This window comes from Flavobacterium caseinilyticum (assembly GCF_004349085.1).
GTDB lineage: Bacteria > Bacteroidota > Bacteroidia > Flavobacteriales > Flavobacteriaceae > Flavobacterium > Flavobacterium caseinilyticum.
This window is the reverse complement of the sequence record NZ_SMFM01000002.1, coordinates 1-18,074: the sequence shown is the minus strand read 5'-3', so window position 1 is coordinate 18,074 and position 18,074 is coordinate 1. Positions and strand designations below refer to the sequence as shown.

The window sequence follows — 18,074 nt, the reverse complement described above, 5'->3', positions numbered from 1 at the left end:
AGATAGTATTAATATTTTTGATGATTATTTTATCAGAAATTATCGAGTCAGATTTCCGTATTTTAATGAAAAACGTTTTATAGTCGAATAGTCTATAAATTATTAGATTTGATAAAATCCGTTACAAGGTAGCCAATAAGTTTGCCTACCAGATGACTGTTTTTTTCTTCACCTAAATCTGGAGCGCCTTCACAAATATGTAAATAAACGGCATTTTTGTTTTTTGCAAAATACGAAACAAATTGTCGCAGTTCTTCAATAGAAAAACCACTTAAAGTCATCGCACTACTTGCAATATTCGGAAGAGAATCTAAATCGATCTCAATTCCGTAAAAATCATCGTTTACAAATTCTAACGCCAGCGCCATTTCCTGGTCAAAATTTTTCTCTTTACGAATTTTTATACCATCATACGTATTATAACGCACACGGTCTTCAATTTTTTTAATGATATCCAAAACACTTTTGGAAGTGTAATTTTCGTGTAATCCAAAAATAAAATATTTTTTCAAAAAACCCTCTTCATAAGCGTAGGAAAATCCGTTGCCACTGTGTCTGCCCTCCAAAATCCTAAAATCAGAATGAGCGTCAAAATTGATCGAATTTATTGGTCTTCCTTTTGCAAGGGCCGATCCTTTAATATTTCCGTAGGAATTATTGTGTCCGCCTCCAATTACTATTGGAGTTTTTCCAGATTTTACAATGTTAAAAATGATATGAGAAACATCTTTATCAATTTTTTCCACTAATTGACTTAGTTTCGAGCGATCGTCAATATCGTTAAAATCCAAAAGTTCAACTTCTTTCATTGCTTCGTTCACGTCGAGCTGTCCCAAAATCAGAAGTTGGTTTCCTTTACAGAACTTATTATGTTGAATATTTGCAATACTTTTGATAGCACTATCCCAGGCTGATGCAGCTCCAGGTCGTCCAAAATTAGCTCTTATTCCAATGTCTTCGGGGATTCCAAATAAAACATATTTTGCCTCGCAGGTTTTCAAAAATTCAACAGGATCGCTGTCTTTTGGGATAGTTATCATTTTTTCTCCAAATTTTATTTCACCACTTCTGTGGTTTGTAATTTTTGCAAGATCATTTAGAGAGAAAGGGATAATTTTTTCCATTGAAATAAATTTTATTCAAAAATAATATAATTGTAGTAACTTACGTTATTAGGTAGAGAAATATTGTTAAATTTGTAATTAAATAAATTAAATTCAAAAAAAAATGGAAAATCAAAGAAGTAGTTCGAGTCTAAAAGCAGTGATAGCTGTACTAGCTGTTTTATTAGTGGGAAGTTTGATTTATATATTTAAAATGACCTCTGACGCAGATGTCGTAAAAACAGAATTGAAAACTACATTGACCGAAAAAGAATCGGTGATGAAGGATTTACAGGAATTAAAGTCGACTTATGATGCTGCAATTTCTGAAAACACATCGATGTCAGATGAGTTGATTCAAGAAAGAGATAAAGTGGTGAACTTAATGTCTGATTTGAGTAAATCTAAAGGTGATGTAGCTTCATTGTCAAAATACAGAACTCAATTCAATGCGCTGCAAGGCAATATGAAAGTTTTAATGGCAGAAAATGAAGGATTGAAAAAACAAAATACTACTTTAACTACGCAACGCGATAGTACAGTTGTCGTTTTGGGAGAAACTAAAAAAAATGTTGAAGCTTTAACAGGTCAAAACGAAGAATTATCGAAAGCAGTTGAAATAGGTTCAAAATTGACTGTATTGAATACCAGAGGATCAGCGTTTAAAATGAAAAGTTCTGGTAAACAAATTGAAACAGACAAAGCAAGCAGAGCTGATGTTCTTAGAGTCAGTTTTACAATCCCTGAAAACCCGATTGCTAAATCAGGAGAAAAAATGTATTATGTACAAGTAATTGACAGTAAGAATAATGTTTTAGGCGATAAAAAAACAGAATCTTTTGGAGAAAATATCCTTACATATAGTTTTACAACGGTTGTACAATATGATAACAAAACCGTTCAGGTTACTCAGGATCTGAAAGGAAAAGATTTTGCTAAAGGAACGTATTATATCAATATTTTTGATAGAGACATATTAGTTTCAAAAACAAGTTTTGTTTTAAGATAATCATCTTATAATTAAATAATAAAAAAGAGGAACATTCTGTGTTCCTCTTTTTTTATGCAAAAATTTCACCTTCTAAAAGTACAGTTTCAATCAGATTGCTTCCAAAAGCGTAAGGTAGTTGATAGTAGGAGGGAATGGGTTTCGTAATAATTAGATTTGCTTTTTTACCTATGGTGATGCTTCCGTGAGTTTCGGAAATTCCCATGGCGTAAGCTCCATTTATTGTGGCGGCATTGATGGCTTCTTCGGGAGTCATTTTCATTTTGATGCAAGCAGTTGCTACTACAAAATTCATATTTCCGGATGGAGTAGAACCCGGATTATAATCTGTTGCGAGAGCGACAGGAAGTCCCGCGGCAATCATTTCTCGAGCTGGCGTGTAAGGAATACTCAAAAAATAAGAACAGGAAGGCAATGCAACGGGCATTGTATCAGTATTTTTCAAGGCTTCAATGTCTTCTGGTTTCATTACTTCTAGATGATCTACGGAAAGTGCATTGTGTTTTATTCCAACTTGAATTCCGCCAATTGAGTTAAACTGATTGACATGGATTTTTGGCTTTAAGCCAAATTGAATTCCGGCTTCCATAATTTGTTCGGTTTCTTCAACCGTAAAATAACCCGTTTCACAAAATACATCGATGAAATCGGCCAGATTATGTTTTGCAATTTCAGGTAGCATTTCATTGATGATTAAATCAATATAATCTTTCCGATCCTCTTTGTATTTCAATGGAAAAGCATGAGCACCTAAAAAAGTTGCTTTTATAGTTATCGGATAATTTTGAGCTAATCGCTGTATCACCCGAAGCATTTTCAATTCTCCTTCAACCGTCAATCCGTATCCCGATTTGATTTCGACTGCACCCGTGCCCAATGACATAACTTCTTCCAGTCGCGTTTTGGATTGCTGGTAGATTTCTTCTTCGGTAGTTTCGTTGAGTTTTTTAGCTGAATTTAGGATTCCGCCGCCACGATTAGCGATCTCTTCGTACGACAAACCATTGATTCGGTCTACAAATTCCTGTTCCCGATTTCCCGCATACACAATATGTGTATGACTGTCACACCAAGAGGGTAAAACTATTTTTCCGTCTGCATCAATACACTTTTCTGGATTTATGTTAGGTAAATCCTCCATAGATCCAAAATCAGCAATTACATTATCTTTGATTACCAAAAAGGCATTTTTGATACTTGGAAGAATTGCCATTTCAGCACCGGAAACCTTCAAAATTGTAGAATCCCTAACCTGAAGTAATTCCTTTATATTGATGATTAATGTTGTCATTTTATAATAATTACTCTGAAACTTTGATTTCAAACATTTTGTCCCAATTTTTACCCGTTACAAAAATGGTTTTTGTTTTTGGATTGTAGGCAATTCCGTTTAGGACATCTGTGTCTGGCAATTGGGTTATTTTTTTCTTCAAATCAGCAAGATTAATAATTGCTTCAACCGCTCCATTTTTCGGATTGATGACAGCAATAGCATCTTTTTGATACACATTTCCATAAATTTTCCCATCAATCCATTCGAGTTCGTTAACTGCTTTTATTTTTGTTTCAAAAGAATATACGTTTAAGTAATCTACTTCTTTAAATGTGGTTGGGTCAATAATCCAAATTTTTTCGGTTCCGTCGGATTGGTATAAATATTTACCGTCATTTGTCAATCCCCAACCTTCCATTGGTTTGAAATAGGTAAACGTTTTTTCTTTTTTGAAAGTATCTGCGTCATAAACGTACCCTTCATTATTTTGCCAGGTTAACTGATATACTTTGTTATTTAAAATCGTAATTCCTTCACCAAAATATTTGTCAGCCAATTCCACTTTTTTATAAACTTCGCCAGTTTTATAGTTTGTTTTTCTTAAACTTGAAACTCCTTTTATATTAGTAGTGTTTCCAGATCCGTTTCCTGTTCCTTCATAAAGGGTGTCACGGTAAAATTCTAGTCCTTGCGTGTAGGCTTGAATATCGTGTGGATAGGTATTGACAATCGTATACTGTAATAATTTTGGTTGAATATCAGAAACTAATTCTACTCTTGTGGTAGCTTCTGAGTTCTGTCCTTCATAATATACTAAAGCTTTTAGGTTTTGATATCCCAATTTTTGATCTTTCAATTCAAAAGATAATTTGTCAATTCCTTTTCTTGAAATAATTTTTTTGTCATTTACATAGTAGACAACGCTGTCAATAGTTTTGGAATTGGAGTTCAAAATTTCCAAAGAAAGAACTTCCTGAGGTTTATATTGTTCTTTAAATTTAGAATTATCAAAGGAGAATAAAGTATTTTCACCTTTTTTTGTTTCGTTGCAACTTGCTAAGGTGATTCCTAATAAAATGACAGATAGGAAGTTATAGTTTTTCATGATTTCTTTTTTTTGTTGTACCAATATACAATGTTATTTTTAATGATTAAAGCTCTTGTAAAAATATAAAAAGATTGTATATTTGCACCGGCAAGTCCTACACGACCAGCTCCTGCAGACTCCCCCAGGATGGGAACATAGCAAGGGTACGTGGTTGAGCGGTGCGATGTAGGTCGCTTGCCATTTTTTTTATCTGAATTTATTTCATATTCTTTTCTAAGTTCACGCAAATAAGTAGTCTTCCTTCGGGAGGATTTTTTTATTTTTGGACCTTTCGCATCACAAACAGCAACAATCATGAATAAAGTAGTTCTAATTACAGGAGGTTCTTCGGGAATAGGAAAATCTATTGGAGAGTTTCTGCATCATAAAGGTTTTGTTGTGTATGGAACCAGCAGGAATCCGGATCGAGTTTTGAGTTCGGTTTTCCCTTTAGTGGCTTTGGATGTTAGGGATGCGGATTCGATTCATGCGGCTGTTGCCAAAGTGATTTCGATCTCTGGAAGGCTTGATGTTGTCATTAACAACGCTGGTGTTGGGATTACGGGACCATTGGAAGAAATTCCGATGCAGGAGATCAAGAATAATTTTGAGACTAATCTTTTTGGTCCAATTGAAGTAATGAAAGCCGTGTTGCCACAAATGCGTGCGCAAAGCTCAGGTTTGATTATCAACGTGACTTCGATTGCTGGTTATATGGGTTTGCCGTATCGAAGTGTTTATTCGGCTTCAAAAGGAGCGTTAGAACTTATCACAGAAGCATTGCGTATGGAAGTGAAATCATTTGGTGTTCATATTACTAATGTGGCTCCGGGAGATTTTGCTACAAATATTGCGTCGGGACGTTTTCATGCTCCGGTTCTAAAAGGTTCTGCTTACGAAACTCCATACGGAAATACATTGAAAACGATGGATGAACATGTGGATAGCGGCAGTAATCCGAATGAAATGGCCGAAGCAGTTTATCAGATTATCCAAACTCGGGAACCTAAAATTCATTATAAGGTGGGCGTTTTTATGCAGAAAATATCAATTGTTTTGAAACGAATACTTCCCGACAAAGTATATGAAAAAATGCTAATGAATCATTATAAGTTGTAATTTTGCACGGGATTTGCGTGAAGGATTGAAGCGGCATCCCTCGCTTTTTAGCGAGGATACAGCGGAAAGCATGACCCGAAGTTTTTACGAAGGGTCACGCCCAAAGAATTAGAAACACACAATTAAATTATATAATATGAAATTTTTTATTGACACGGCTAATTTAGCTCAGATTAAGGAAGCACAGGCATTAGGCGTTTTGGATGGCGTTACAACCAATCCTTCGTTGATGGCCAAAGAGGGAATTACAGGAAAAAACAGCATTTTGAAACATTATGTTGACATTTGCAATCTTGTTGATGGAGATGTAAGTGCTGAAGTAAATGCTTTGGATTACGACGGAATGATTAAAGAAGGAGAAGAGTTAGCGGATTTACACGAGCAAATTGTGGTGAAATTGCCTATGACTAAAGAAGGAGTGATGGCTGCTAAATATTTCTCGGATAAAGGAATAAAAACGAATGTGACTTTAGTATTCTCAGCTGGACAGGCTTTATTGGCTGCAAAAGCTGGAGCTACTTATGTTTCTCCGTTCATTGGTCGTTTGGATGATGTTTCTACGGACGGTTTGGCTTTGATTGAAGAAATCAGACTGATTTATGATAACTACGGTTATGAAACTCAAATTCTTGCTGCATCAGTGCGTCACACAATGCACATTGTAAACTGTGCAAAAATTGGTGCTGATGTGATGACCGGACCATTATCTGCTATTTATGGTTTGTTGAAACACCCATTAACTGATATCGGATTGGCACAGTTTGTAGCTGATTTTGAGAAAGGAAATAAATAGATTTAAGATTAACGATTTCTGATCTTTGATTTCAGATTTCGGAATAAATAAAAACTCCCATTATGCTTAGCAAAATGGGAGTTTTTTTATTGGTTTGGTTTTGGTTAGTTTGTGTTGAAATTAGTGTGCTCCACCAACTTCTATTTCTTTCCCGATTCCTTGTTTTTCTAAAATTCCAATTACTTTCCATCCGTAGAATGCGATGAATGCAAAACATAAAACAGGAATAAAGTAAGAAGCATGGATACCGATGATATCAGCTAGTTTTCCTTGTAATGGAGGTATAATTCCACCACCAAGGATCATCATTACCAAGAAAGCCGAACCCTGAGAAGTGTATTTTCCTAAACCTGCAATTGCCAATGAGAAAATAGAAGGCCACATAATACTTAAGAATAATCCACCGCTCATAAAAGCAAAAATTGCAATCGTTCCTGTAGTGAATAAACCAATAAGCATGGCTGTCATTCCCATTAATCCAAAAATCATAAGTGTTCTTGATGGTTGGTCTTTTCCTAGGAAGAAACCAGCGATTTGAAACAAAATTACAAATGCGTACGCATATAAAGGCGTTACGTCTTGTCCGGAAATGGCGTTTGCAGCTAAAACTACTCCAAAAGCTATGTAAGGAACAACGATAAGTAAAATTTTCTTTACTTGCGATGATGGATTGAAAACCGTAATGGCTCCTGCCCAACGTCCAATCATTAAACTTCCCCAATACATAGACATATATGGTGCCAAAGCTGGCCCTGAAATAGAACCAAAATCTGCGGTTACTAATAATTCACCAAGGTTACTTCCTATAGTTACTTCGACACCCACGTAAGCGAAAAGCGCTAACATTCCCAAAACTAATTGTGGGTATTTCATGGCTCCCCATCCTTCCGGGTTTTTTTGAGCTGTTGTATTTGCGAAGAATAAACCAATAACAACTACCAAAAGTGTAGAAACTGTTAAGGCTAATCCTAAATAATCTTTTTCTTTATTCTCAATAAAACGAGTGATAAATTCAGCGTCTTCATAACGAGAAAAGATATAAGCAAAAATAGCAACCAAAATAACAGTGATTGCAATTAAGGTTTGCATTGCTTTATTAGCCGTTTCAAAAGTAGAATCACTTTTTCCAGCGGGTAATTTTTTAGAAAAATGGAACAACGCTGCTGCTAATAAAAATAGTCCTCCCACAAATACATAAAGAATTCTCATTGAATCTAATGAATCTGGTTTTTGAGCGTATTCTTCAATATTTACTCCGGCAATCACGCCAAATAAGGCGATAGAAACTACTATTGGTCCTATTGTGGTACCCAATGAGTTGATTCCTCCGGCTAAGTTTAGTCTGCTTGATGCTGAATGAGGTTCACCAAGAGATGCTGCAAAAGGCTGTGCCGATGTTTGTTGTAATGAAAAACCAAGTGCTACAATAAATAAGGCGCCAAGAATGAATAAATAACTCCCTTGTGTAACTGCCAATATCATAAGTAAGGCTCCAAACGTACTAATCAATAATCCGTAAATAATTCCTTTTTTGAATCCCCAGCCGTTTAGAATATCTTTTTTAGCGATACTGCTAAAAATAAAAAGCAATAGAGCACCGATATAATAAGCACCATAAAAAGCAAAATCGATAAGTTGACTTTGAAATTGGTCTAAGCCAAATTTAGCTTTGCAAAATGGAATAAAAATCCCGTTTGATGCCCCAATGAAACCCCAAAAGAAAAATACGGTGATCAGCGTATAAAGCGCGGAATTGTTAGACTTTGTTTGTTCTGTATTCATAAAATGTAAGTTGGTTAAAGATTTTACTTAAATCGCTTTGCTTACTGCAAGACCGTAAATATATTTGTTAAGTAAATTAAAAAAAAATAAATTAGTATAAAAATTATTATAATTGTAGAATAAATTACATTTTCGTAAAAAAGCTGCTTTGTATTTAAAAATTTCCGCATTTTCCGTTGAATTTTATTAAACCATTTTGATAGAACTAATACAATTGCACAACTAATACTGAACTAATTTAAACGTTTTAAAAAAGTATATCTTTAACAATTGGAATTGAAAGTTAAATTTAGTTTGGCTCGATTAATCTAGATTGAACAAAAATCTTATTATTTATTTAGAATAACATTGAATACGAAAAGTATGAAGTATATCTTAATCCTATTATTTATTCCTTTTTTGTCGAATGCCCAAATAAAAATGGAAAAATTAGATCTTATGCCTTGGCCACAAAATATAAATTTGAAGGACGGCACTTTTACCATAACTAAAAATTTTAAAGTAAATATTACCGGAAATCCTAATCCCCGAATATTTATAGGTGCAACAAATTTTCTGCGAAGATTAGATGGTAGAACTGGATTGTTTCTGGAACAGGCTTTTATAACTAAAAACAATGAGTTTCCTGAAGCAGAATTACAGATAAATTGCGTTCGAAATGGAAAAGTAGAATTAAATGAAGATGAAAATTACACATTAACGGTTTCTGCCAATAAAATAGTTGTTAATGCGACGACGGATCTTGGTGCGTTGCATGGCTTAGAAACCCTGTTACAATTGCTGCAAAATACAAGTACTTCGTATTATTTTCCGATGGTTGAAATTTCGGATTCCCCAAGATTTATCTGGAGAGGATTGATGATAGATGCTGCAAGACATTTTCAACCGGTAGACGTTATAAAAAGAAATCTCGATGCTATGGCTGCGATGAAAATGAATGTATTTCACTGGCATTTAGCAGACGACCAAGGTTGGAGAGTTGAAATTAAAAAATATCCAAAATTGACAGAATTGGCTTCGGACGGGTATTATTATACTCAGGAAGAAATTAAATCAGTCGTAAAATATGCTGATCAAAGAGGGATTTTAGTGATTCCGGAAATAGATGTTCCCGGTCACGCTTCGGCATTGCTTTCTGTTTTTCCTGAAATAGGAAGTAAAGTAAGTAATGAAGTTACCTATACAGTGGGGAGAAGATCAGGAATTTACACGCCAACATTAGATCCTACAAACCCAAAAACATATCTGTTATTGAGTGAATTTTTTGATGAAGTTTGTCCGTTGTTTCCAGGGAAATATTTTCATATTGGCGGTGATGAAAATCAAGGAAAAGAATGGGATGCGAATCCCAAAATACAAGAATTTAAGAAGAAAAATGGATTCGCCAGCAATCATGAATTGCAGACGTATTTTACAATGAAATTGATTCCAATGTTAAAAAAGCATAATAAAGAATTAATGGGTTGGGAAGAAATAATGACAAAAGACATGTCCAAAGATGCTATAATTCATTCCTGGAAAGGAGTAAATGAAAGCGTTTCTCCAGGAGGATCTCTTGTTGCTGCTGCAAAAAATGGGTACAAAACAGTTTTATCTAATGGATATTACATCGATTTAATGCTAAGTATTCAAAGTCATTATTTGAATGATCCAATTCCGAAAAATACTGTTCTTACTGCTGAAGAAAAAGCAAGAATTTTAGGTGGTGAAGCAACGATGTGGAGCGAATTGGTAACGCCTTTGAACATTGACTCCAGAATTTGGCCAAGAACTGCAGCCATAGCTGAAAGATTATGGTCTAATGAAAATATTACCGATTTGAATAGTTTGCATAAAAGATTGAAAACAATATCCTTTAGATTGGAAGAATTAGGAATTATGCATCTAAGAAATAAGGAAGTGATCTTAAGAAACATTTCAAATAATCAAGATATAGAGGCGCTGAGAGATTTTTCTAATGTTTGTGAACCACTAAAAAATTACAAGCGAAATGGCGGAGGAAAAAAATATTTTATGTTTTCTCCATTGACATTATTTGCCGATGCATGTACTGCAGATGCTTTTGACGCATACGATTTCGACATAGCGGTAAACAATTATTTAGGAAATAAAAATATAGAAAATCAAACTTTGGTAACCAACTATTTAAGAAAATGGATTCTTATGGATGCGGATTTAATTAAATTAAGTGTCAATGCACCGTTGATTCAGCCGCTTTTACCTTTATCCAAAAATTTAAAGGATTTATCTGAACAACTTTTAATAGGCATAGAAAACAAAAAAAAGGTTAATCCTGACGTACTGAATGGTTTATTAGAAAAATTTAATTTGAGAAGTCCTGCCGATGTTGAAGTGGCAGTGTATGCTAGTTTAAAAAAGTTATTTCAAGAATGAAAATTCGAATAAAGCATTCTTCAAAATTAAGTGTATTTAGAGGATAATTTTAAAGAAGAAAACACTGCAAGCCTAATGATTTTTTATCCCATTTTTTTTGGACTACTATTTTAATGTTAAGCTATCTACAATTTATAAAAACTGGTATTTTTTTTGTACTTTTGCAAAAATTTTTATAAAAAATATTTATGTTAACAGTTAATAATTTATCGGTTCAGTTTGGCAAACGAATTTTGTTCGATGAAGTAAATACTACCTTCACACACGGTAATATATACGGAGTTATCGGAGCCAACGGCGCTGGAAAATCAACTTTTCTTAAAATAATTGCCGGTGAAATGGATCCTACATCAGGACATATTCATTTGGAACCAGGAAAACGTATGTCGGTTTTGAACCAAAACCATAATATGTTTGACGAAAGTACCGTTCTAGAGACCGTAATGATGGGAAATAAAACATTGTATTCCATCAAAAAAGAAATGGATGCTTTGTATTTAGATTACAATGATAAAAATGCAGATAGAATAGGGGAGTTGCAAGTGCAATTTGAAGAGATGAACGGTTGGAATGCAGATTCGGATGCGGCATCCATGTTGTCAAACCTAGGGATTTCTGAAGATCATCATTATACTTTAATGGGAGATCTTGAGGGTAAGATAAAAGTTCGTGTCCTTTTGGCACAAGCACTTTTTGGAAATCCGGATTTACTTATTATGGATGAGCCGACCAATGATCTGGATTTTGAAACCATTGCCTGGTTAGAGAATTTCTTGGCAAACTATGAAAATACAGTAATCGTGGTTTCTCACGACAGACACTTTTTGGATTCAGTTTGTACCCATATTTCTGATATCGATTTTAGTAAAATAAATCATTACTCGGGGAATTATACTTTTTGGTATGAATCAAGCCAGTTAGCCGCTAAACAGCGCGCGCAACAAAACAAGAAAGCAGAAGAAAAGAAACAGGAATTAGAAGAATTTATACGTCGTTTTAGTGCGAATGTGGCCAAATCAAAACAAGCTACTTCTCGTAAAAAAATGATTAGTAAATTGAATATTTCGGATATAAAACCATCAAGCCGTCGTTATCCGGCGATTATTTTTGATCAGGAGCGTGAAGCAGGAGATCAAATTTTGAACGTACAGAACTTAAGCGCTTCAATAGATGGCGATATTTTGTTTAAAGGAGTAGATTTGAATATGGCTAAAGGGGACAAAATTGTCCTTTTCTCAAAGGATTCACGTGCAACCACTGCTTTCTACGAAATTTTAAACGGAAATCAAAAAGCGGATTCTGGTACTTTTGACTGGGGAGTTACTACAAACCAAGCGTATTTACCGGTAGAAAATCATTCTTTTTTTGAGAGTGATTACTCACTTGTGGACTGGTTGCGTCAATGGGTAAAAACGGAGGAGGAACGTGACGAGGTTAATATTCGAAGTTTCCTTGGTAAAATGATTTTCTCCGGAGAAGAGGCTTTGAAAACCTGCAGAGTATTATCAGGAGGAGAAAAAGTACGATGCATGTTGTCTCGAATGATGATGGAACGAGCAAATGTCCTGATGCTTAATGAACCAACGAATCACTTGGACTTAGAGTCTATTACAGCTTTTAATAATTCATTGAAAAACTTTAAAGGATCTGTGATTTTTACAACACATGATCATGAATTTTCTCAAACGGTTGCTAATCGTGTTATTGAATTGACTCCTAACGGAGCGATTGATCGCTACATGACTTTTGATGATTATCTTGATGATGAAAAAGTGCAGGAACTGAGAGTTAAGATGTATACGAAATAAAAAAAAATTAATAAAAAAGGCGATCGTTTCGAAACAATCGCCTTTTTTTATTTAAACTCCTATAAACGGAGAAGTCTTTATTGTCATGCGGTTATTATTTTCTAAAAACTTTACTGATAATAAATACGATAACAGCAATTACGGCAATTACTATAAAAATGCCGACACCCATACCAGCTTTAAATATACCTTCTATTATTGAACAACTTGAAAATGAAATTAGTACTATAAAAAGCATTAATAATCTTGTTAGTTTTTTTTGCATGATTTTATGTTTTTTTATGTTAAACGTTAATATGTAAAATTACTATGTATTTGCGGGTCTTTGTTACATAATTTTTGTTGATTGTTACAAAATTAAGTAGTATAAATATACTGTTTTTTTTGAAATATCAGTATTAGTATTTTCTCTCTTTTTAATTATAAAATCATAAATCGGAATTTGTATATTTGCCAAACCAAACCACAAAATTATTATGAGTCAAAAAGTATTACTTACTGCAAAAGAAGTTACTATCATATTACATCGTTTGGCATGTCAATTAATCGAAAAACACTTAGATTTTTCAGATACAATATTAGTTGGAATCCAACCAAGAGGTGTTTTTTTGGCGGAGCGTTTAAAAGAAATTTTAGAAAAAGAGTACCAAACTCCTGAAATTCAGTTGGGGTATCTGGATATTACTTTTTTTAGGGATGATTTTAGAAGAACCGAAAAGCCATTAGAAGCAAATAAAACCAAGATTAATTTTATCGTCGAAAATAAAAAAGTTATTTTCATAGATGATGTTTTGTTCACCGGACGAAGTATTCGATCTGCGTTGACGGCTATACAATCTTTTGGCCGACCTTCGGAAATTGAACTTTTGGTTTTGATAGACAGACGTTTCAGTCGCAATTTACCCATTCAGCCAGACTACAGAGGAAGGCAAGTAGATGCAATCAATAATGAAAAAGTAAAAGTGAGCTGGAAAGAAAATGAGGGTGAAGATGGCGTTTATTTAATTACAAATTAGATTGTATTCAAACGCTAACTATTAAAAACTATAATCGTAAACAAAAATGAAAGAATTAAGCGTAAATCATTTATTAGGCATAAAATACATCAACAAGAATGATATTGACCTGATTTTTGAAACTGCCGATCATTTTAAAGAAGTCATCAATAGACCAATTAAGAAAGTACCTTCGTTACGAGACATTACCATTGCCAATATTTTCTTCGAAAACAGCACCAGAACAAAACTATCTTTTGAATTAGCACAAAAACGTTTATCTGCCGATGTCATTAGTTTTTCGGCCGCGCAATCTTCCGTCAAAAAAGGAGAAACATTGATCGATACCGTTAATAATATCCTTTCGATGAAAGTAGATATGGTAGTGATGCGACATGCAAATCCCGGTGCTGCTTATTTCTTGTCCAAAAACGTAAAAGCCAGTATCGTAAACGCTGGAGATGGCGCTCATGAACATCCTACACAAGCTTTATTGGATAGTTATTCCATTCGGGAAAAACTAGGTGAAGTAGCCGGAAAAAAAGTGGTTATCGTAGGCGATGTTTTGCATTCCAGAGTAGCTTTATCCAATATTTATGCTTTGCAGATGCAAGGTGCTGAGGTGAAAGTTTGCGGTCCTAAAACGCTTATTCCACGATATATTGAATCACTGGGTGTTACCGTGGAACCTAATTTAAGAAAAGCGCTAGAATGGTGTGATGTGGCGAACATGTTACGTGTGCAAAACGAACGAATGGATGTCAATTTTTTTCCTTCAACAAGGGAATATGCCCAGCAATATGGAGTTGATAAACTGCTTTTGGATTCTCTGAATAAAGAAATTATAATCATGCATCCCGGCCCCATTAATCGCGGTGTAGAAATTACTAGTGAAGTAGCTGATTCCAATCAATCCGTGATTTTAAACCAAGTAGAAAATGGTGTAGCGATCAGGATGGCAGTTATTTATCTTTTGGCATCTAAAATTCAATAATATAACTTGAAAGTTTGTAAATTAGCTACTGAAAAGCAACCCTAAAATTGAACGGAAAAAATCAAAGAAATGAAAGTAGATCAAAAAGGACATACCATAACGATTAGGGATACGCAGCGTGACTTTATTTCTTTTTTAATGAAAGTTACGCATGAATATAAAACATTCGAAAAGCACAACATTATTATCGATCTTTCGATGCACAAAGATTTGTCACCCAATGACATCAAATTATTAACGCCCTTATCAAAACAGCATAAAAAAGCGAAAAAGTCATTCCTTATCGTTACTTCAGATTTTGATTTTAATGCTGTTCCTGTGCAGCTTACAGTGGTTCCTTCTTTGCTAGAAGCTCATGATATTATAGAAATGGAAGAGATTGAAAGAGATTTAGGCTTTTAAATTACTTTATTCGGTTATTTTTTAGCCGTTTAATTGATTTAAGCAAAATACAAAATAACCGAATACGTAAAATCTTGAAACTAACAATCCTTGGTTGCTATGCCGCAACACCTCGAACATTTACCAATCCGACTTCACAGGTTTTAGACATAAAAAACAGACTTTTTCTGATTGATTGCGGGGAAGGGACCCAAGTTCAGTTACGCAAAAACAAAATCCGATTTTCAAAGATTAATCATATTTTTATTTCGCACTTGCATGGTGACCACTTTTTCGGTTTGGTAGGATTAGTATCCACTTTCACCTTATTGAACAGAACTACGGATTTGCATATTTATGGTCCAAAGGGCATCAAAGAAATTATCAAGTTGCAATTGCGATTGTCTAATTCCTGGACCAATTACGGTTTGTTTTTCCATGAATTAGAGTCTTTAGAGAGCGAGATTGTTTTTGAAGACGACAAGGTTTTGGTGAAAACCATTCCATTGAAACACCGTGTGTACACGAACGGTTTTTTGTTCCAAGAAAAAATTGGAAACCGAAAACTTAATTTAGATGCCGTTCAAAATTATGAAATCGAAAGTTGTTATTATCAAATAATAAAAAACGGAAAAGACATCACGCTGGAAGACGGAAGAATAATTGAAAACGATAAATTGACATTTGATCCTGTTCCGGCAAAAAATTATGCTTTTTGTTCGGATACAGTTTACAATGAAGCAATGCTTCCGATTATAGAAAATATAGATGTGCTGTACCATGAGTCTACTTTCCTGCAATCTGAGGAAAATCTGGCCAAAAAAACATTACATTCTACTGCTAAAGAAGCGGCAACAATTGCTTTTAAAGCCAATGCTAAACAATTAATTTTAGGACATTATTCTACGCGATATGAAAGTATCGAATTGTTTAAAGAAGAAGCCGAAACTATTTTTTCTGAAGTACTTTTAGCTGATGATGGGAAAAGCTTTGAATTTTAAGTAAAAAATCAATTTAGATTATAAAAATTGCAATTTGGATTTTTTGATTATTAGAATCGAATTATTCATCTCTAAAACGTTTTTAAAAAACAAAATTATGAATGACTTAAGTAATTACAGAAAATCATACGAGAAGAGCGAGTTGCTGGAATCTAATATTCCCGAAGATCCAATTAACTTGTTTAACAGATGGTTTCATGAAGTAGAAGATTTTGGTGGCGATAGCGAAGTAAATGCTATGACGGTTGCAACAATTGGTTTAGATGGTTTTCCAAAATCTAGAGTTGTCTTGTTAAAAAAGTTTACTGAAGAAGGTTTCATTTTTTACACTAATTATAATTCCGAGAAGGGAAGGTCCATTACGAACAATCCACATGTTTGCCTGTCTTTTTTTTGGCACTCTATGGAGCGACAGGTCATCATAAAAGGGATTGCGCATAAAACTAGCGAAACTATTTCAGATAATTATTTTGCATCAAGGCCTGAAGGAAGTAAATTGGGCGCTATTGTATCAAACCAAAGTGAAGTCGTGCCCTCGCGAGAATATCTAGAAGAAAGCCTAAAACAATTAGAAAAAGATTTTGAAAGTATGGTAATTCCAAGGCCGCAACATTGGGGTGGATTTTTAGTAACTCCCTTAGAGGTTGAGTTTTGGCAAGGAAGAGCTAATAGATTACACGACAGAATTCGTTACAGCAGTCAACAAGATTTTTCATGGAAAATAGATCGACTGTCGCCTTAATGTAAGAAAAAAATGTATTTATCATTTTCATTATGTAGTTCATCGATTTTTTTTGGTATTTTGACGATATTAAATGTATGTTTGTTTTAGAAATATAAATAGATCTTAAAGAAGTTTGCCCCACAATCTACTTTAAACTCAAATCCTTTTATTATGAAGCAAAATCTACTTAGTGCGTTATTACTTGTGCCTTTTTTATGGACTATGAATTCTTGTTCCTCAGATGCTTCTGAAACTCAACCTGTAAATACTACAGTACAAAAATCAGTTACTTATTCTTATAATACTATTGAATTAGAAACTATGAATTTGATAAATGCCCACAGAATTAGTGTTGGCTTAAATCCGCTGGAAAAAATTAATTACATGTCCGTCAAGTCGGAAGAGCATAATGACTATATGATCGCAAATAATGTAGTAAATCATAATGATTTTGTGGCTCGCTCGGAAGATATTATTAAAACTTTAGGTGCAAAAACCGTAAGTGAAAATATTGCTTTTAATTTTAATACACCGCAGTCAGTTTTGACTGCTTGGTTAGCAAGTCCGGGTCATAAAGAAAACATTGAAGGTAATTTCACTCATTTTGGAATTGCAATAAAAGAGAATCCTGTGACTGGTAAAAAGTATTATACTAATATCTTCGCCAAAATATAATTTAGTTTTTTTTATTAAAAGGCTGTCTTTTCCCCAGAAGACAGCCTTTTATATTTTATAAGATTTATAATGAAAATCCATTGAAAATAAAGCATTAGCATTAATGACACCTGATTATTTAAATGTTTACATAATCGATTTCAACGGTCTTTTTTTGAATTGTACTCTTATTAATTTACAAGCGGCGGATTCAATTTCTTGTAAAAAAATAACTAATTTTATATCAATCTGTATTTAATTTTAAAAGTAGTTATATAAAAAGAGGCTGCCTTTATCGGGCAGCCTCATATTTTATGTGAATTAGTATAGTTAAAGAGCAGTAATAATAAACTCGCTTCGTCTGTTGAGTTGATGTTCTTCCTCGGTGCAATTCACATCGTCTTTACACTGATTTACAAGTTGGTTTTCTCCGTATCCTTTGCCGGTCAATCGGCTTTTATCGACTCCGTTTTTGATTAACCAGCTGATGGTTGATTTAGCTCTTCTTTGTGATAAAGATTCATTGTATTTAAAAGTTCCACGACTATCGGTATGCGATCTGATGTCGAGTTTCATCGTTGGATTTTGGTTTAAAACATCTAATATTTTCTCTAAATCCAGAGCGGCTTCTACTCTAATATTAGATTTATCAAAATCAAAATAAATCATTTTTATGTTGAAGCATTTACCCAAATCATCACCAATAGTTACTTTACATTGTGCTTTTTCCAAAGCGATTGGCAAGTGGGTTTTTCCATTGACTGTTGCAATAGTTATTTTTTCTTCTTTGGTGGTGTAGTCTGCTTTTTCAGCTCTGACACTGTAGTTTTGTCCACATTCTACAGCAAAAGTATAATTGCCTTTGTCATCAGAAGTAGTTGTACTAACCATATTAAACTGACTGTCGTATAAGGTTAATTTAGCATTTGGAAGTACTTCTGTAGTAGCTATATCGGT

17 protein-coding genes and 1 other RNA gene are annotated in these 18,074 nt (G+C 34.0%); 12 read left to right on the top strand and 6 right to left on the bottom strand.

The annotated features are described in order from the left end of the window. Nucleotides 1-92: 92 nt before the first annotated feature. The gene (locus E0F89_RS04590; RefSeq protein ID WP_131908681.1) at nt 93-1,124 is read right to left on the bottom strand and encodes a formimidoylglutamase; all 1,032 of its coding nucleotides are present in this window, start codon (nt 1,122-1,124) and stop codon (nt 93-95) included. A gap of 103 nt (nt 1,125-1,227) precedes the next feature. Here E0F89_RS04590 and E0F89_RS04585 point away from each other — a divergent pair, with 103 nt between their 5' ends. Continuing rightward, nucleotides 1,228-2,112: a hypothetical protein gene (locus E0F89_RS04585; RefSeq protein ID WP_131908680.1), complete on the top strand. Its 885-nt coding sequence runs from the start codon at nt 1,228-1,230 to the stop codon at nt 2,110-2,112. Between the two features lie 52 nt (nt 2,113-2,164). Here the strand turns inward: E0F89_RS04585 and hutI are convergent, their stop codons facing one another. Both hutI and E0F89_RS04575 read right to left on the bottom strand, forming a co-directional pair. Then, the gene (gene hutI, locus E0F89_RS04580) at nt 2,165-3,403 is read right to left on the bottom strand and encodes an imidazolonepropionase (RefSeq protein ID WP_131908679.1); all 1,239 of its coding nucleotides are present in this window, start codon (nt 3,401-3,403) and stop codon (nt 2,165-2,167) included. A gap of 10 nt (nt 3,404-3,413) precedes the next feature. Then, nucleotides 3,414-4,490: a glutaminyl-peptide cyclotransferase gene (locus tag E0F89_RS04575; protein ID WP_131908678.1), complete on the bottom strand. Its 1,077-nt coding sequence runs from the start codon at nt 4,488-4,490 to the stop codon at nt 3,414-3,416. 88 nt (nt 4,491-4,578) lie between these two features. Between E0F89_RS04575 and ffs the strand changes: the two genes are divergently transcribed. From ffs to fsa, 3 genes are all read left to right on the top strand, one after another. Then, an RNA gene (ffs, locus tag E0F89_RS04570) (signal recognition particle sRNA small type) lies at nt 4,579-4,676 on the top strand. Nucleotides 4,677-4,787: 111 nt separating this feature from the next. After that, the gene (locus tag E0F89_RS04565) at nt 4,788-5,591 is read left to right on the top strand and encodes an SDR family oxidoreductase (protein WP_131908677.1); all 804 of its coding nucleotides are present in this window, start codon (nt 4,788-4,790) and stop codon (nt 5,589-5,591) included. 136 nt (nt 5,592-5,727) lie between these two features. After that, nucleotides 5,728-6,384 (top strand): fructose-6-phosphate aldolase, encoded by a 657-nt coding sequence (fsa, locus tag E0F89_RS04560; protein WP_073353076.1) that lies wholly within the window; start codon nt 5,728-5,730, stop codon nt 6,382-6,384. A 120-nt stretch (nt 6,385-6,504) separates the two neighbouring features. On the opposite strand, the gene E0F89_RS04555 is transcribed toward fsa, so the two are convergent. Next, the gene (locus E0F89_RS04555; RefSeq protein ID WP_131908676.1) at nt 6,505-8,166 is read right to left on the bottom strand and encodes an MFS transporter; all 1,662 of its coding nucleotides are present in this window, start codon (nt 8,164-8,166) and stop codon (nt 6,505-6,507) included. Nucleotides 8,167-8,529: 363 nt separating this feature from the next. Between E0F89_RS04555 and E0F89_RS04550 the strand changes: the two genes are divergently transcribed. Continuing rightward, nucleotides 8,530-10,560: a beta-N-acetylhexosaminidase gene (locus E0F89_RS04550; protein WP_131908675.1), complete on the top strand. Its 2,031-nt coding sequence runs from the start codon at nt 8,530-8,532 to the stop codon at nt 10,558-10,560. Between the two features lie 188 nt (nt 10,561-10,748). Continuing rightward, entirely contained in the window at nt 10,749-12,368 is a 1,620-nt protein-coding gene (locus tag E0F89_RS04545; protein ID WP_131908674.1) for an ABC-F family ATP-binding cassette domain-containing protein, read from the top strand. 94 nt (nt 12,369-12,462) lie between these two features. Here the strand turns inward: E0F89_RS04545 and E0F89_RS17060 are convergent, their stop codons facing one another. Next, complete coding sequence (locus E0F89_RS17060; RefSeq protein ID WP_165929976.1) at nt 12,463-12,633, bottom strand: hypothetical protein; 171 nt, start codon at nt 12,631-12,633, stop codon at nt 12,463-12,465. Nucleotides 12,634-12,844: 211 nt separating this feature from the next. Here E0F89_RS17060 and pyrR point away from each other — a divergent pair, with 211 nt between their 5' ends. The 6 genes from pyrR (at nt 12,845) to E0F89_RS04515 (ending at nt 17,138) form a co-directional block, all read left to right on the top strand. Beyond that, entirely contained in the window at nt 12,845-13,384 is a 540-nt protein-coding gene (gene pyrR / locus E0F89_RS04540; protein ID WP_131908673.1) for a bifunctional pyr operon transcriptional regulator/uracil phosphoribosyltransferase PyrR, read from the top strand. A gap of 46 nt (nt 13,385-13,430) precedes the next feature. Further along, entirely contained in the window at nt 13,431-14,357 is a 927-nt protein-coding gene (locus E0F89_RS04535) for an aspartate carbamoyltransferase catalytic subunit (RefSeq protein ID WP_131908672.1), read from the top strand. A 69-nt stretch (nt 14,358-14,426) separates the two neighbouring features. Next, nucleotides 14,427-14,759 carry a ribonuclease Z gene (locus E0F89_RS04530; protein ID WP_131908671.1) on the top strand — a complete coding sequence of 111 codons (333 nt, stop codon included), beginning with the start codon at nt 14,427-14,429 and terminating at the stop codon, nt 14,757-14,759. Between the two features lie 74 nt (nt 14,760-14,833). Then, a complete protein-coding gene (locus E0F89_RS04525) occupies nt 14,834-15,739 on the top strand; it encodes a ribonuclease Z (RefSeq protein WP_131908670.1) in 906 nt (301 codons plus the stop codon). A gap of 97 nt (nt 15,740-15,836) precedes the next feature. Further along, on the top strand, nt 15,837-16,481 hold the full coding sequence (gene pdxH / locus E0F89_RS04520) for a pyridoxamine 5'-phosphate oxidase (RefSeq protein ID WP_131908669.1): 645 nt from the start codon (nt 15,837-15,839) through the stop codon (nt 16,479-16,481). 153 nt (nt 16,482-16,634) lie between these two features. Further along, nucleotides 16,635-17,138: a CAP domain-containing protein gene (locus tag E0F89_RS04515; RefSeq protein ID WP_131908668.1), complete on the top strand. Its 504-nt coding sequence runs from the start codon at nt 16,635-16,637 to the stop codon at nt 17,136-17,138. A 309-nt stretch (nt 17,139-17,447) separates the two neighbouring features. Here the strand turns inward: E0F89_RS04515 and E0F89_RS04510 are convergent. Further along, nucleotides 17,448-18,074, bottom strand: a 627-nt coding sequence (locus E0F89_RS04510; RefSeq protein WP_165929971.1) for an OmpA family protein, incomplete at its 5' end; no start/stop codon positions are given.

Coding starts and splice junctions, on each gene's coding strand:
- E0F89_RS04535 (WP_131908672.1), top strand. CDS start 13,431: ATGAAAGAATTAAGCGTAAATCATTTATTAGGCATAAAATACATCAAC.
- hutI (WP_131908679.1), bottom strand. CDS start 3,403: ATGACAACATTAATCATCAATATAAAGGAATTACTTCAGGTTAGGGAT.
- pyrR (WP_131908673.1), top strand. CDS start 12,845: ATGAGTCAAAAAGTATTACTTACTGCAAAAGAAGTTACTATCATATTA.
- E0F89_RS04550 (WP_131908675.1), top strand. CDS start 8,530: ATGAAGTATATCTTAATCCTATTATTTATTCCTTTTTTGTCGAATGCC.
- E0F89_RS04585 (WP_131908680.1), top strand. CDS start 1,228: ATGGAAAATCAAAGAAGTAGTTCGAGTCTAAAAGCAGTGATAGCTGTA.
- E0F89_RS04545 (WP_131908674.1), top strand. CDS start 10,749: ATGTTAACAGTTAATAATTTATCGGTTCAGTTTGGCAAACGAATTTTG.
- E0F89_RS17060 (WP_165929976.1), bottom strand. CDS start 12,633: ATGCAAAAAAAACTAACAAGATTATTAATGCTTTTTATAGTACTAATT.
- E0F89_RS04530 (WP_131908671.1), top strand. CDS start 14,427: ATGAAAGTAGATCAAAAAGGACATACCATAACGATTAGGGATACGCAG.
- E0F89_RS04590 (WP_131908681.1), bottom strand. CDS start 1,124: ATGGAAAAAATTATCCCTTTCTCTCTAAATGATCTTGCAAAAATTACA.
- E0F89_RS04575 (WP_131908678.1), bottom strand. CDS start 4,490: ATGAAAAACTATAACTTCCTATCTGTCATTTTATTAGGAATCACCTTA.
- pdxH (WP_131908669.1), top strand. CDS start 15,837: ATGAATGACTTAAGTAATTACAGAAAATCATACGAGAAGAGCGAGTTG.
- fsa (WP_073353076.1), top strand. CDS start 5,728: ATGAAATTTTTTATTGACACGGCTAATTTAGCTCAGATTAAGGAAGCA.
- E0F89_RS04565 (WP_131908677.1), top strand. CDS start 4,788: ATGAATAAAGTAGTTCTAATTACAGGAGGTTCTTCGGGAATAGGAAAA.
- E0F89_RS04555 (WP_131908676.1), bottom strand. CDS start 8,166: ATGAATACAGAACAAACAAAGTCTAACAATTCCGCGCTTTATACGCTG.
- E0F89_RS04515 (WP_131908668.1), top strand. CDS start 16,635: ATGAAGCAAAATCTACTTAGTGCGTTATTACTTGTGCCTTTTTTATGG.